General features: G+C 64.8%; 12 protein-coding genes and 1 tRNA gene. 10 read left to right on the top strand and 3 right to left on the bottom strand.

The features are described 5' to 3' along the window. Nucleotides 1–66: 66 nt before the first annotated feature. From ACZ0BA_RS03550 to dbpA, 10 genes are all read left to right on the top strand, one after another. Nucleotides 67–651 carry a putative metalloprotease CJM1_0395 family protein gene (locus tag ACZ0BA_RS03550; protein ID WP_463449961.1) on the top strand — a complete coding sequence of 195 codons (585 nt, stop codon included), beginning with the start codon at nucleotides 67–69 and terminating at the stop codon, nucleotides 649–651. A gap of 54 nt (nucleotides 652–705) precedes the next feature. After that, the gene (locus tag ACZ0BA_RS03545; protein WP_008449977.1) at nucleotides 706–915 is read left to right on the top strand and encodes a hypothetical protein; all 210 of its coding nucleotides are present in this window, start codon (nucleotides 706–708) and stop codon (nucleotides 913–915) included. Between the two features lie 67 nt (nucleotides 916–982). Continuing rightward, nucleotides 983–1,978 carry a hypothetical protein gene (locus ACZ0BA_RS03540; RefSeq protein ID WP_463449960.1) on the top strand — a complete coding sequence of 332 codons (996 nt, stop codon included), beginning with the start codon at nucleotides 983–985 and terminating at the stop codon, nucleotides 1,976–1,978. A 129-nt stretch (nucleotides 1,979–2,107) separates the two neighbouring features. After that, nucleotides 2,108–3,277: a methyltransferase gene (locus ACZ0BA_RS03535; protein ID WP_463449959.1), complete on the top strand. Its 1,170-nt coding sequence runs from the start codon at nucleotides 2,108–2,110 to the stop codon at nucleotides 3,275–3,277. A gap of 63 nt (nucleotides 3,278–3,340) precedes the next feature. Beyond that, nucleotides 3,341–3,417 (top strand) — tRNA-Met (locus ACZ0BA_RS03530). Between the two features lie 165 nt (nucleotides 3,418–3,582). Then, a complete protein-coding gene (locus ACZ0BA_RS03525) occupies nucleotides 3,583–4,383 on the top strand; it encodes an alpha/beta fold hydrolase (protein ID WP_463449958.1) in 801 nt (266 codons plus the stop codon). A gap of 4 nt (nucleotides 4,384–4,387) precedes the next feature. Beyond that, nucleotides 4,388–5,986, top strand: coding sequence for a hybrid sensor histidine kinase/response regulator (locus ACZ0BA_RS03520; protein ID WP_463449957.1), 1,599 nt, complete (start codon nucleotides 4,388–4,390; stop codon nucleotides 5,984–5,986). 105 nt (nucleotides 5,987–6,091) lie between these two features. Then, the gene (locus tag ACZ0BA_RS03515; protein WP_463449956.1) at nucleotides 6,092–7,792 is read left to right on the top strand and encodes an acid phosphatase; all 1,701 of its coding nucleotides are present in this window, start codon (nucleotides 6,092–6,094) and stop codon (nucleotides 7,790–7,792) included. Between the two features lie 125 nt (nucleotides 7,793–7,917). Next, nucleotides 7,918–8,142, top strand: a complete 225-nt coding sequence (locus tag ACZ0BA_RS03510) for a hypothetical protein (RefSeq protein WP_090314314.1) — start codon at nucleotides 7,918–7,920, stop codon at nucleotides 8,140–8,142. Nucleotides 8,143–8,244: 102 nt separating this feature from the next. Continuing rightward, nucleotides 8,245–9,684 carry an ATP-dependent RNA helicase DbpA gene (dbpA, locus tag ACZ0BA_RS03505; RefSeq protein WP_463449955.1) on the top strand — a complete coding sequence of 480 codons (1,440 nt, stop codon included), beginning with the start codon at nucleotides 8,245–8,247 and terminating at the stop codon, nucleotides 9,682–9,684. A 20-nt stretch (nucleotides 9,685–9,704) separates the two neighbouring features. Here dbpA and ACZ0BA_RS03500 read toward each other — a convergent pair whose 3' ends face one another. From ACZ0BA_RS03500 to ACZ0BA_RS03490, 3 genes are all read right to left on the bottom strand, one after another. Then, nucleotides 9,705–11,693, bottom strand: coding sequence for a hypothetical protein (locus tag ACZ0BA_RS03500; RefSeq protein WP_463449954.1), 1,989 nt, complete (start codon nucleotides 11,691–11,693; stop codon nucleotides 9,705–9,707). 538 nt (nucleotides 11,694–12,231) lie between these two features. Next, nucleotides 12,232–12,555 (bottom strand): hypothetical protein, encoded by a 324-nt coding sequence (locus tag ACZ0BA_RS03495; protein ID WP_463449953.1) that lies wholly within the window; start codon nucleotides 12,553–12,555, stop codon nucleotides 12,232–12,234. A 438-nt stretch (nucleotides 12,556–12,993) separates the two neighbouring features. Next, nucleotides 12,994–14,004 (bottom strand): alpha/beta fold hydrolase, encoded by a 1,011-nt coding sequence (locus ACZ0BA_RS03490; protein WP_463449952.1) that lies wholly within the window; start codon nucleotides 14,002–14,004, stop codon nucleotides 12,994–12,996. Between the last annotated feature and the right edge of the window lie 15 nt (nucleotides 14,005–14,019).

The raw sequence follows: 14,019 nt of genomic DNA, 5'->3' as shown, positions 1-14,019 counted from the left end.
CAGCCAATTCGCCAGCGTCCAAGGTAATTTTGCTATCATGAAGACACCATTCTGGAAGCGACCATCATGAGCATTGGCGCCATATCAACCAGTTCAGCGATCCTGCCGCCCGGGCGCACCGCGCCGCAGGCCCGGGAGGATGCGTCCGCGCCGGTCGGTTCCAGGACCGCCGCCAGCGCTGGCCCCTCCACCACAACCCTGACCCCGGAAGCATTGAAGCTGATCGACGAGCTCAAAGCGCGCGATGCCGAAGTGCGCCAGCACGAGCAAGCGCATTTGGCGGCGGCCGGCGGCCTGGCCGTTTCTGGTGCCAACTACACCTATCAACGCGGCCCCAATGGCGTCAATTACGCGATCGGCGGAGAAGTCCAGATCGACACCTCGCCCGGCGGCACGCCCGAGGAAACCATCGCCCGCGCCGCAAGCATCCAGGCGGCGGCGCTGGCGCCAGCCGGACCGTCGGGCCCCGACCGCGCGGTGGCCGCCCAGGCGCAGCAGATGGAAACCCAGGCCCGCGCGGAACTGGCGCAGCAATCGCAAGCGCCGACGGGCGCCGGCCAGCAGCAAGATCAGGGTGGCTCATCCGACCGCGTCCGCCGCGCTTACGGCAGCGGGCCGGCGCCGCAGCCCGCGCTGAATGTGTATGCGTGAGCGGCCGGCACGAATGCTAAAATCCCGCCTTTGTCGCTCGCTTCCGGATCAATCATGTTAAAAGCACCACGCACCCTCACCTTCAAATGCGCCAAGTGCGCCAAAGCCGTGCAGGTGCGCCTGCAAAAAGTATCGGCCTGCTCGCACATCCAGCCGTACCTGGGCATTTGCGCTTGCGGCGAGGTCAAACACCATGCCATCGGCCAAAAAGACGCTGTCGCATCCTACCTGGCCGCCCCCGAAGGCTGGACCCACCACCACTAATTAGCGGCGGGCCCTCAAGTTTTCGGCGGCCGAACCGTTATATAAGTATTACTAAACGGAAACTGCCATGTCTACTCTCTCCGCACTCGGCGCCCGCGCTTTGCCGGCGTCCTACACTGCCGCCACGCCGCAAAACGACGGCAAGACCACCGGCGCCGCCGCCACGCAGAAGAGCAACAGCGCAGCGTCCTCGCCGCTTTCCCTGTCCAGCAGCGCGCTGGACATGCAAAAACGTGTCGCCTCGGTCGGCACGGCGACCGTCGATTTCGCCGAAGACCTGATGAACAGCTTCACGCAGGCGCTGTTCGGCGACGCCGCCAAAGGCGCGACCATCGACTTCGACTCGGCCAGCCTGGAAGCCTCCTCCAGCTACGCGCTCGGCGTGCAGCAAAGCTCCGGCCCGAACGGCACCCGCTCGCTGGCCGCCTTCAGCCTGACGGACAGCTCGCACTTCATCGGCAAGGGCACGATCACCACCGCCGACGGCCGCAAGTTCGACTTCGAGGTGGAAGTCAAATACGCTTACCAGCTCGACGCCGCCGCCAGCCAGACCAGCGGCAACGCGCCGAAGGCCGACAAGGTTGCCAATAACGCCGGCGACCGCGCCGACCGCGCCAATGAAAACGCGGGCAACAAGCCGCAAACGATCGACCTGCCGAGCGTGCAACTGCCGAACATCGACTTCGCCGGCACCCTGGCCGACCTGTTCCAGCTGATCGGACGGGATCTGCAAACGGCGTTGTCCACCAGCGGCGACCAGGACGACCAAAGCGTCGACCGCAACGCGCTGCGCAGCCTGTCGCTGCGGTTGCTCAACCTTGTCGATAGCAAGGATGCCGGCGCCTACACCGCGCCAACCACGGCCGACCAGGCCAAATCGGCCGCCGCGTATGGCGGCCAGGCCGGCGCCGCCGACCAGGTGACCGGCGGCCCGTCGGGCACCATCGATCCGGCCATGGAAGCGGCCAAGCCGTCTGCCGTGGCGGCAGCGCAAGCCGATTCCGCGCCACCGGCCTCGGTCAACGCCGATGACGGCAAAGGCGCCAGCACCGCCGCAAGCTGACCACAAAGTATAATAAGCACCGCAACACGGAACGCCGCAGGGATGCATTGCATCCCCGGCGTTTTTTGTGCTTGTTTTTTTCCCATCGTTGCCATCCGCTTAGCTGTTTATTCCTACCGATTGCCTGACATGCCCGTACAAACTCCCGCCTCCCCGATTCCGCAGCTGATCCACTGGGAGGAGAACGGCGTGCAGTGCTCCGCGCGCTGGCGCTCCGAGGCCGGCATGCCGCCGCCCAAGCGTGTGATCATCGCCGACGACCGCACCAACGCCGATGTGGCCTACCGGCTGGCCTGCGAAGGCACGGCCCTGCTGTGGCGCGGCGACTTCCAGAACGCGCGCCAGCTGCTGCAAGCGCTGGCCCGCCGCGCCGACGTCAAAGGCAAGCCATCCAAAAAAGCCAAGCCGGCCAAGGCGCCGGCATCACCGACCGAAGCGTTCCACCTGCACCGCCAGGCGCAATCGCAGCGCGCCCGCACGCTGGCCATGCTGCTGATCCCTTTCGACGCCGGCTACGCCATTCCGCTGCGCCGCGCGCCGGACGTGCAACTGGCCTGCAACGAGGCGTATGGCCGTTTCGAGGAACCGTTCATCGCCTCGCTGCGCGAGCTGCTTGGACTGATCGGCGCGCACGAATGGCGCCGTACCGGCGTCGAGATCCCGGCGCTGGACGCGCGCATCCACCCGCACTACGGCGTGTTCTCGCCGGTGCGCGGCGAATACGTCGACCTCGTGGCCAACACGCCGCTGCCGGCCGGCGTCAAGCTGGCGTATGACATCGGCGTCGGCACCGGCGTGCTGTCGGCGGTGCTGGCCAAGCGCGGCATCGCCCGCGTGATCGGCACCGACCAGGACCCGCGCGCGCTCAGCTGCGCGCGCGAAAACCTGGCGCGGCTCGATCTGGACGGTCAGGTCGAGCTGCTGCAAACAGACCTGTTCCCCGACGGCCGCGCGCCGCTGGTCGTGTGCAACCCGCCGTGGGTGCCTGCGCGGCCGAGCTCGCCGATTGAATACGCCGTCTACGATCCGGACAGCCGGATGCTGCGCGGCTTCCTGGCCGGGCTGGCCGATCACCTGACACCGGGCGGCGAAGGCTGGCTGATCCTGTCCGATCTGGCCGAGCACCTGGGACTGCGTCCACGCGACGACCTGATGGCGTGGATCGCCGCCGCCGGCCTGAAGGTGATCGAGCGCCACGACGTGCGTCCGACCCATCCGCGCGCCGCCGACGCGACCGATCCGCTGCACGCCGCGCGCGCGGCAGAGGTGACGTCGCTGTGGCGCCTGGCCGCCGCGTAAAACAGCGCGATTTATCAGCCCCTTGCGGATTCGCGCAGGCCTGTGTATAATTTGGGCCTCAGACGCGGGGTGGAGCAGTCTGGCAGCTCGTCGGGCTCATAACCCGAAGGTCACAGGTTCAAATCCTGTCCCCGCAACCACATTCGAAAAGCCGTTGATTCTTGCAAAGGAATCAGCGGCTTTTTCCATTTTCGCCCGCCCCTGACCGCCCTCGCCTATCTCATCGCTGGCATTCCCGTTTTGATGCTATCCTTGCGCTATCCTTATCTTGCAAAAGTAATATTAATGTCCTGGACAACATTCCTATGCAACTGAAAAGCCGCAACAATATCAGCGTCCATGGCGAGGGGGACGCGACCATGATATTGGTCCACGGCTTCGGGTGCGACCAGAGCATGTGGCGCCACTTGCTGCCGGCCTTCCGCGACCAGTTCCGCATCGTGTTGCTCGATCTGGTCGGTAGCGGCGGCTCGGACCTGTCGGCCTATGATAAAAACAAATATTCCACCCTGCACGGCTACGCGGACGACCTGCTGGAGATCGTCGACCATTACGCGACGGGGCCGGTGGTGTTCGTCGGACATTCCGTGAGCGCCATGATCGGCCTGCTCGCGTCGAACGCGGCGGCGCACAAGTTCGCCGCGCAAATCATGATCGGTCCGTCGGCGTGTTACATCGATGACGAGAACTACCGCGGCGGCTTCTCGCGCGCCGACATCGACGATCTGCTCGACACGATGGCAGGCAACTACCTCGGCTGGTCGAGCACCATGGCCCCGGCCATCATGGGCGCGCCCGACATGCCTGAACTGGGCGTGGAGTTGACCAACAGCTTTTGCCGTACCGATCCCGATATCGCCAAACACTTTGCGCGCGTCACGTTCCTGTCGGACCACCGCGCCGACCTGGTCAAATCGACCATCCCGACCCTGATCCTGCAATGTAGCGACGACTTGATCGCCCCCCGGGAAGTGGGCGAGTTCATCCAGCGCGCCATCCCCGGCAGCCAGCTGGCGATGATCGAGAACACCGGCCACTGCCCGCACCTGAGCGCGCCGGCTGCGAGCATCGACGCCATGCGCGCCTTCCTCGCCACGCCGCGCTGACGGCATGCGGGAGCGACGCAGCTCGGGCTGGGACCTGTGGGAGGACGCCCCCTGCGGACTGCTGATCGCCGCGCCCGACGGCAAGGTGTTGCGCGTTAACCTGACGTTGTCGCGCTGGCTCGGCTACGAATTGGCCGAGCTGGTCGGCCACAAGCGCTTTCCCGACCTGATGCCGATGGGCGCGCGCGTGTTCCTGCAAACTCATTGGACGCCGCTGCTGCAAATGCAGGGGTCGGTGTCCGAGGTCCAGCTGGACCTGCTGCACAAGGACGGGCGGCGCATTCCGATGATGTTGAGCGCCATCCGGCGTGAGCGCAACGGCGCCGCGCAGGACGAAATCGCGGTGCTGATGGCGGCCGACCGCAAGCTGTACGAACGCGAGCTGCTGGCGGCGCGCGCCAAGGCGGAGGCGGCCACCGACGATCTGGCGCTGGCGCAAACCCGGCTGCGGCAGGCCAACGACGCCATGGCCGCCGAGGATCGCCGCAAAGACGAATTCCTGGCGACGCTGGCGCACGAGCTTCGCAACCCGCTTGCGCCGCTGTCCAACGTCATCGCCACGATGGCGTTGCGCGGCGCGGACGCGCCACCGTCGGCGCGCGAGCTGGCGGTGCTGGCGCGCCAGGTGACGCAAATGACCCGGTTGGTGGACGATTTGATGAACGTTTCGCGCATCAGCCAGGGCAAGATCGACCTGCGGCTGGAGCCGACCGATCTGGGGCAGACGCTCCGGTTCGCCGCCGAGGAGGCGTTGTCGTCGCTCCACGCGGCCGGCCAATCGCTGCGCGTCGACCTGCCGCCCCATCCGATGTGGGCCAACGTCGACCGGGCGCGCTTGACGCAGATCGTCGCCAATTTACTCAACAACGCCAGCAAATATAGCCACTCGGGCGCCTACATCGATCTGGTGGCCGGAATTTCCGACGGCAGCGCGGTGATCGAGGTCATTGACGACGGCATGGGCATTCCCGAAGACCAGCTGGACAATATCTTCGGCATGTTCTCGCAGCTGACCCCGGCCCTCGACCGGGCCCAGGGCGGACTGGGCATCGGCCTGTCGCTGGTCAAGGGCTTGGTCGCGCTGCACGGTGGCGAGGTCTCGGCCAGAAGCGCGGGCGTCGGACAGGGCAGCTGTTTCACGGTTCGCCTGCCGTTGATCGAAGCGCCGGCGGCGGCGGTCGCCGAACCGGCCGCGCCGACCACCACCACGCCCGCGAGCCGACCGGCGAGCGTGGTCATCGTCGACGACAACGTCGACGCAGCCGACACGCTGGCGGCGGCGATGGAGATGCTGGGTTATGTGCCGGCCGTCGCCAACACGGGGCGCGACGCCTTGCGCCTGATCGGCCAATCGCTTCCCGACGCGGCCATCCTGGACATCGGCTTACCGGACATGAACGGCTATGAACTGGCGCGAAAGATCCGCAGCGAGCCGTGGGGACGCGCCATGGTGCTGGTCGCCGCGACCGGCTGGGGCCAGGAGTCGGACAAGCAGGCCGCCAGCGATGCCGGATTCGACCTCCACTTCACCAAGCCGCTCGATTTCATGAAACTGGACCAGCAGCTTCGGCCGTTGATGCCAACCAACCGGGGTCAAGTCTGACATTCGGACACGTGCTGTACCGTGCTGCTGACGAGGCCGTGTCCGAATGACAGACTTGACCCCGCAGGTTTTTTTACATTCCGACACATCCATTTGGCTCCGTAAATGCCACAATTACGCTTTTTGGCAGCTCAGGAGGCAGTAGTGAAGGATACGGACCCGGTCGAAGTACAAGCACAGCAGGACGCACCCGCCAATCCGGCGCGCCGCCGCATCTTCCAGGCCGCCGCGGCGACCGGACTGGCCACCTCCCTGCCCGTCCTCGGCAATGCCGCGCCGGCCAGGCAGCCGGCCAAGGGCTCGCTGGACGCCAAACTCAAAGCCAGCGTCAAGAACGTGGTCGTGATCTACCTGGAAAACCGCAGCTTCAACAACCTGTTCGCCAACTTCCCCGGCACCGCCGCGCCATTGTCTGCCGTGCCGGCCGCCTCCTACCAGCAGCGCGACCGCAACGGCGCGGTGCTGCCTGCCCTGCCCAAGGTTTGGGGCGGCATGGTGCCCACGCCGCAGGACATCGGCGGTAAAAAATACGCGCTGAAGGAAGATGACATCAAGGACTTGCCGAACGCGCCCTTCAAGCTTGCCGACGTCGAAGGCAAGCCGCTGCCGGAGGCGGTCATCACGCGCGACCTGTGGCACCTGTTCTACCAGAACCAGATGCAGATCAACGGCGGCAAGAACGACGGCTTCGCAGCGTGGGGCAACACCGGCGGCATGGTCATGGGCTACTACGGCGAGACCAGCAAAAACCTCGGCCTGTGGAAGATCGCGGAGCAGTTCACCTTGTGCGATAACTTCTTCATGGCGGCTTTCGGCGGCTCCTACCTGAACCACCAGTTCCTGATCACCGGTCGCACGCCGGAGTACTTCAACGCGCCGCAGACCGCCGCCAAGAAGAAAATCGCGGTGCTCGACGACGGTCCGACCGGCATGTGGCTGAGCGTGACCAAGGACAGCCCGGCGTCGGCGATGGACGGTATGCCGCTGTACGTCAACAACGGCGCCATCACGCCGGACGGCTACGCGGTCAACACCATGGCGCCGCCTTACCAGCCGAGCTACATCCGTCCGGCGGCCGGTGGCGATAAACTGCTGGCCGATCCCGACGATGCCGGCACCCTGCCGCCGCAAACCTACGACACCATCGGCGACCTGCTGTCGGCCAAAAAGGTGGGCTGGGCGTGGTACGGCGGCGCGTGGCAGGCGGCGCTCGACGCGCGCGGCGGCGGCGAGAAACCGAACTTCCAGTACCATCACCAGCCGTTCAACTACTTCAAGCAGTTCGCGCCCGGCACCGCCGCGCGCGCCGAGCACCTGCGCGATGCCGGCATGGGCGATAGCCCCATTTCGAACAAATTCATCGCCGACGCCATCGCCGGCAAGCTGCCCGCCGTGACGTTCTATAAACCGCAGGGCAACCTCAATCTGCACGCCGGCTATTCGGACGTGGAGTCCGGCGACGCCCACATCGCCAACGTGATCGAGCACCTGAAAAAATCCCCGCAGTGGAAGGACATGGTCATCGTGATCACCTTCGACGAAAACGGCGGCTGGTGGGACCACGTGGCGCCGCCCAAGGGCGACCGCTGGGGTCCCGGCTCGCGCATCCCGGCCATTGTGGTGTCGCCGTTCGCCAAGAAGGGCCAGGTCGATCACAGCTTCTACGACACCACGTCGATCCTGCGCTTCATCACCCGCCTGCACGACCTGCCGCTGCTGCAAGGGCTGAAGGTGCGCAACGAGGCCTTCGCGGCGCGCCAGGCGACGCCGCCGGGCGATCTGACCGGGGCTTTGAGCTTCCGCTGATTCCCCTAGGGGCCGCGTGGGTATGCTACAATCGCGGTCATTACCTCACTGAGCCCGACTCCTGCAGCCGGGCTTTTGTTTTGAGCGGCGCATTTTCGATGGCGCCGTGGGCACGAGATTTTGAAATGAGAGATAAAAAAGATAACGCTACGTTCGACCTGCCCGGTTTCAGCCCGGCCGCGCCGCTCGAACCGGAAGCGAAGCGCCCACCGGCGCCACGCGCCAGGCGCGCGCAGCTCAAGCAGGAACAACTCGAACTGCTCGATCCGACCGACGCCAGCGGCTTGCCGGTCTGGGTCCGCGACGAGTCCCTGGACCTGACCGGCTTGCCGGTGTGGGCGCCAAACTAATCGTCACAGTAGTAACACCGACATCACCACCGCACACAGCATCAGGGCCGGAACGGAGCCTGTTAGACTGTGCTTACGTCCTTTTTGAACAGGCCTGACATCATGACTTCCCCCGACAACACCACGCCGGAAGGCGACAGCACCGCCTTCGCCAGCCTGCCGCTGACCGCCGAATTCCTCGCCAACCTCGATTCGCTCGGCTACAAGTCGATGACCACCATCCAGGCGCAAAGCCTGCCGTCGGTGCTGGCCGGACGCGACCTGATCGCGCAGGCCAAGACCGGCAGCGGCAAGACCGCCGCTTTCGGCATCGGCATCCTGGCAAAACTGAATCCGGCCTGGTTCGCGGTGCAGGCGCTGGTGCTGTGCCCGACCCGCGAGCTGGCCGACCAGGTGGCCAACGAGTTGCGCCGCCTGGCGCGCAGCACCGGCAACGTCAAGGTGCTGGTGCTGACCGGCGGCTCGCCGATGCGTCCGCAAATCGCTTCGCTTGAACACGGCGCCCACATCGTCGTCGGCACCCCGGGCCGCGTGCGCGACCACCTGGGCCGCGCGACGCTGGACCTGTCCAAGGTCGAAACGCTGGTGCTCGACGAGGCCGACCGCATGACCGACATGGGTTTCTATGACGAAATCGCCGGCATCGTCAGCGCCTGCCCGAAGCGCCGCCAGACCTTGCTGTTCTCGGCCACCTATCCGGACGACATCCGCCGCGCCACCGATTCCTTCCTGGCCGATCCGGTCGAGGTGACCGTCGAGGCCCAGCACGACAACAGCAAGATCGAACAGCTGTTCTTCGAGATCGGCTTCGACCAGCGCACCGCCGCCGTCGGCAAGCTGCTGGGGCACTACAAGCCGGCATCGGCGATCGCCTTCTGCAATACCAAGGTGCAGTGCCGCGAACTGGCCGACGACTTGCGCGCCAAGGGCTTCTCGGCGCTGGCCTTGTTCGGCGAACTGGAACAGCGCGAGCGCGACGAGATCCTGGTGCTGTTCTCGAACCGCAGCTGCTCGGTGCTGGTGGCAACCGACGTCGCCGCGCGCGGCCTCGACATCCCGAATCTCGAGGCGGTGATCAACGTCGACGTCTCGAAGGACACCGAAGTGCACATCCACCGCGTCGGCCGCACCGGCCGCGTGGGCGAAAAGGGCCTGGCGCTGTCGCTGTGCGCGCCCAACGAAAAAAAATGGGTCAAGCTGATCGAGGAATACCAGGGCTCCAAGGTCGAGTGGTTCGACCTCGATAGCCTGGACGGCGACGACTACGGCGTCGATCCGGCGCCGATGATGACGTTGGTGATCTCGGGCGGCAAAAAGGACAAACTGCGTCCCGGCGACCTGTTGGGCGCCCTGACCGGCGACGCGGGCCTGAGCAAGGAACAAGTGGGCAAGATCAACGTCTTCGAGTTCCAGACCTATGTGGCGATCGACCGCCGCGTCGCCTACGAGGCGTTCGATCGCCTGAGCAAAAACAACCCGCTGGGCGGCGACTTCGGCGCCATCAAAGGGCGCAACTTCAAGATGCGCTTTATCGAGGCTTAAACTACTGTCCAACGGTCGGGCTAGCGCTGCAGGATCAGGCCGTCGAGCATGGCGCCACCCTGCGCGCCGGGCCGGCCGGACGCACTGTCGTAATCGACCACCGCCGCCTTGGTGGTGGCATCGGTGTGCCAGATTTTCAGGCTGAAGCGCCCTTTCGCCTCCCGCGCGGTCGCTGTGCCGGCCGCGGTGGCCAGTTCGAACCGGTAGTCGCCCCGGCCGTCGACCTTGCCGCGTCCTTCAAATTGTCCCGGCCTGCCGGCCGTCGCACGCAGCTCGTCGCTGCGAAAACCCCATCCCGCCAAATGAAACTGCAATTGCCCCGCGCCCGGGGACGCGCCGGCCGGTGATGGCGCGACAAAGCGGAAGCTTGCCTTGCCGGCCTTGAGCGGCGACGCCTTGAGCGCGCCCTGGGCGGACGAGACCGCGCCACTGCCGCCGACGATGCCGGCGCCCGGCGCGTAGACCACGACCTGGCGGCTGACCGAGACCGCGAGTCCGGCGCGGTTGACCAGCGTGACGGTCACCGGATAGATGCCCGGCGCCGCGTAGCGATGGCTGGCGCTGGCGCTGCCGGCGCCCCGCCCTTCGCGCATCGCGCCCGGCTGCTCGTCGCCGCCGTCGCCCCAGGACCAGCTGACGCCGCGCATGCCCACCAGGTCTTCATCGGCATAGTGGACGGCGGCGTCGAGTGGCTCGCCAACGGCGACCAGGTCGGCGGCCACCACAGGTCCCAGCGCGTGCGTCCCCTTGCTGGCGCAGCACGGCAGCAACAGCACCATGCCGGCGTTGCTGTCGGCGACGATGACACCGGCGTCGGAGATCGCCAGGCCGCCCTCCACCACCAGTTCGGCGGGTGCGTTGCGCAGACGGGTGTTCAATTCGACCATGCCGGCGGCGGCGGTCCAGGCGAACGGTTCGTACTTGCCGCCGGCGTTGCGCGCCCAGCCGACGATGGTCCCATGCTTGTTGACGCCCAGCGCGCGGGAGCCCGTACCGAGCGGGGCGCCGTCCAGCGTGCCCAGGTCGATCATGCCGCCGGCGTCGGTCCACGCCATCGCGTGCTGGTCGCCGCTGGCGAGATTGACGACGCCGGCGATATTGGCGTTGGGACTCATCGCCAGCACATATGATTCGACGCCGCCGGCCGTGCCCAGGTCGCGCATGCCGTTGGCGGCGCTCCACATGAACGCGTGGTTCAGATTGGCGGAGCCGGGAACGGCATAGTAGCCCGCAACGCGCCCGTCGCGGGCGACGGCGGCCGGCGCCGAATAATCGCTGCGGAAGCTGTCGATGTCGATCATGCCGGCCGCCTGCGTCCAGGCGAACGAGTGGGTGTCCGACGACGAGGTGTCCGAGTTACCGGCGATCAGTCCCGCATCGTTCAACGCGGTGGCCACCGAAAAACTTGCAAGGCCGCTGGTGAACGCGCCCAGGCCGCGCATGCCGTCGGCCGCACTCCAACGGAAGGCCAGCGGCGGCGTCGCCGGCACGCCGTCGGAATAACCGGCCACCACACCCTCGTTGTTGATCGCGAACCCGGCCGACGCGGAGGCGCCCGGCAGCACGCCGAGATCGGTCATGCCCGCGCCGGCGCTCCAGACAAACGCGTGGTTGGCGCCGACGCCGGTGTCGGCGCGGCCCACCACCTGGCCGGCGTCGTTCAAGCCGACGGCGTTGGCGCTCGCGCCGCCCAGCGTGCCGATATCGCGAACGCCTTTGCCATCGTAGAAAAAGCCGCGCGAGCCCTGTTCCGTATGCAGCGAGAACGATACCTGGTTGCGGACATTGATGACGGGCAGCTCGCTGATTTGCCCGGCGCCGAGGTTGACCACGCGGTAAAGCGTCGTCGCCGGGTGGTCGCCGGCGGCGCGGGCTTGCGGCTGGGCCTGTGCAGAGAAGGTAATGGTGGCAGCAGCTGTGATCGCCAAGCCGGCCAACAGGCGCGGAGCGATGAGGTTGCGCCGCTTCGTAACCCGGCACGCTGGCGATACGGTGTTGATCGATGACATGTGCTGCTCCTTTCAACAATGAAGAACGCCGGCGCCGTCCGCTTGATGCGGAACGACGACGCGAACTTTGAGTGTGGAGCGATACATCGACGCCGGCATGCGCGGCGTCAGTCGTGCGCATGATGCCGATCATGGACAGCACGATAAAAACGGGGTTGTTCCTGCGCGCTAACGTCGTTCCATATTCGGCAGCAATACCGCCAGCACACCGAGCAGCGGCAGATAGGAACACAGCTTGTACACATAGGCGACAGACCACATCGGCAAGATGGCCGAGCACCAACGCGTTCACCTTGTTAAGGCGGTCCCTGCCTAGCGCTCTCGACGCCACATGTTGGCGCATCTTTTGTCGACCGCCGCAGCACTACCTGATCAACTGGCAAGCAGATTGCAGCTAGCGGCACTGCAGCCTGCATGAGGCCCATGTACCGCCACGATACTGTTTGACAAAAGATGCGGTTATACACAATACCGATTGAGCTAACAGATTAGCAATGACTTTACTTGCAGCATTTTTATCGTCAGCATCGCCACTGATTCAGAAGCGTGGAACGCCCTTTTTGCTCCTCGTAGCGTCCATTGACATTTGACGACGTACCGCCACACAGGTTTCCTCAAATATTTTTCCGTTGCAGTACCTATTCAAGAACTCCTGCTGCTGCATTGGCTTGCCTCGGATAACTATATCGCTTGGGTTGCTTACCTTGGGCACAGCAGATGGCTTAGCCCGCTCTGCTACGCACGCTTCGCGCAGCGAAATCCGCTTGATCTCGTTACACACACTGTCGGACGCATGGCAAACATTGGAAAGCATCCATAAAGCAGCAGAGATAGCAGTAATCCGGAATATCAACTTGTTCATGTATTGTTCACTATCTTTAAGGACTACTTCGCGAAACTTTTATCGAAGGCTTTGGAACGGTCCTCGGTTGACGACTTGTCGCTCCGGTCCATAGCTAAAAAGCCGACTACAGCAACTAAGAGGACAATTAAAATGATGATTAAAGTTTTCTTTTGCACCGTTCCTCCGCTAAGGTGTAATGTACTAGTTGCCGGGATGGCCGCCATCGGCGGCCCGATTCTGCTATCGCCATAAGACTTAAGCCAATGTAGCTCCGTATTAGCGCCTACGCCATGCGCTGCGCCAAAGCGCTCTCACTCTGTCGCGGCAGATTGAACGAACGGATCAGTGCCAATAGGACATGCGTAACCGTAAGATATGGTTTTCAGCCGCTCTCTTCTTGCGCGGTTGTATCTCCGCGTCGAACTTCACCGTTCGACTAAAGCAGCACGTCAGGGGCTATTTCAGTTGCCTGAGCACGTCCAGCACCGCTTGCACCACGGCTTCGGGCTTGTCCGCATGGATCACGTGGCCGGCGCCCGGCACAATGCGCTGTTTGCCGCGCGTGGACAGCGCGGCCATCTCTTTTTGGATGGCGACGTTCTCGTCCTCGGTCGCTTTATTCAACGCGCTCTGTGGCTTGCCCGGCTGTGCGTAAGGGCTGACGCCGCGCGTCAGCACCACCAGCGGCAGATCGCCGAATGGCCGGCGCAGTTTGCGCAGCTGTTCGTCGCTGACCTTGATGGCGTCCCACTCGGCGACGTTGGTGCGCCAGTAGGCTGGCGTGGTGTTTGACTTCAGCACCGCCGCGCCCAGCGCCGGGCCGTATGCCTGCGCCACATCGCCGACGCAGTTCATCTGCTCCTCGCTGCCCGGCTTGATGCCCTTGGTGGCGGCGGCCAGGCAGTATTTGTTCTGCTCCGCGACCATCCCGTAAAACTTGCCGATCATTCCCTGGCTGGCTTTGTCGAGGCGGCTGGTCTCATCCTCGTGTTCGGCTTCGACCAGCACGAGCCCTTTGACCTCCTGCGGATAGCGATACGTGTAGACCTGCACATTACCACCACCGAGCGAGTTGCCCACCAGGATATAGGGCGGCTTGACGCCGGCGCCGGCCAGCAGCTTGTGCAAATCGGTAGTCACGCTCTCAGAAGTATTTGGCGTCTTGGCCGGATCGCTGAATCCAAAGCCGGCGCGGTCGAACACACAGGCGCGGGTATGCTTGGCCACTTCCGGCTGCACGCGGTGCCAGTTCCAGCCGGCGTCGCCCGACGGTGCATCGAAGATCACCGTGGTCGCGCCCTGTCCGGCGCAGAAGATATTCATCTTGCGTCCACCGACGTCAATCAACTGGTGCGGCACCGCGAAGGCGCTGGATGCCTCCTGCCATGACGAAGCGGCCGCATACACCGAGCCAGGAACAGCGGCCGTCAATGCCAGCAACGTAACACCGGACAAAACTTTTCTCATCGAGACTATCCCTTG

The sequence above is a fragment of the Duganella sp. AC917 genome (assembly GCF_979258245.1).
Note: the sequence above shows the minus strand (reverse complement) of the source record. Positions and strands in the feature narration are given on the sequence as shown.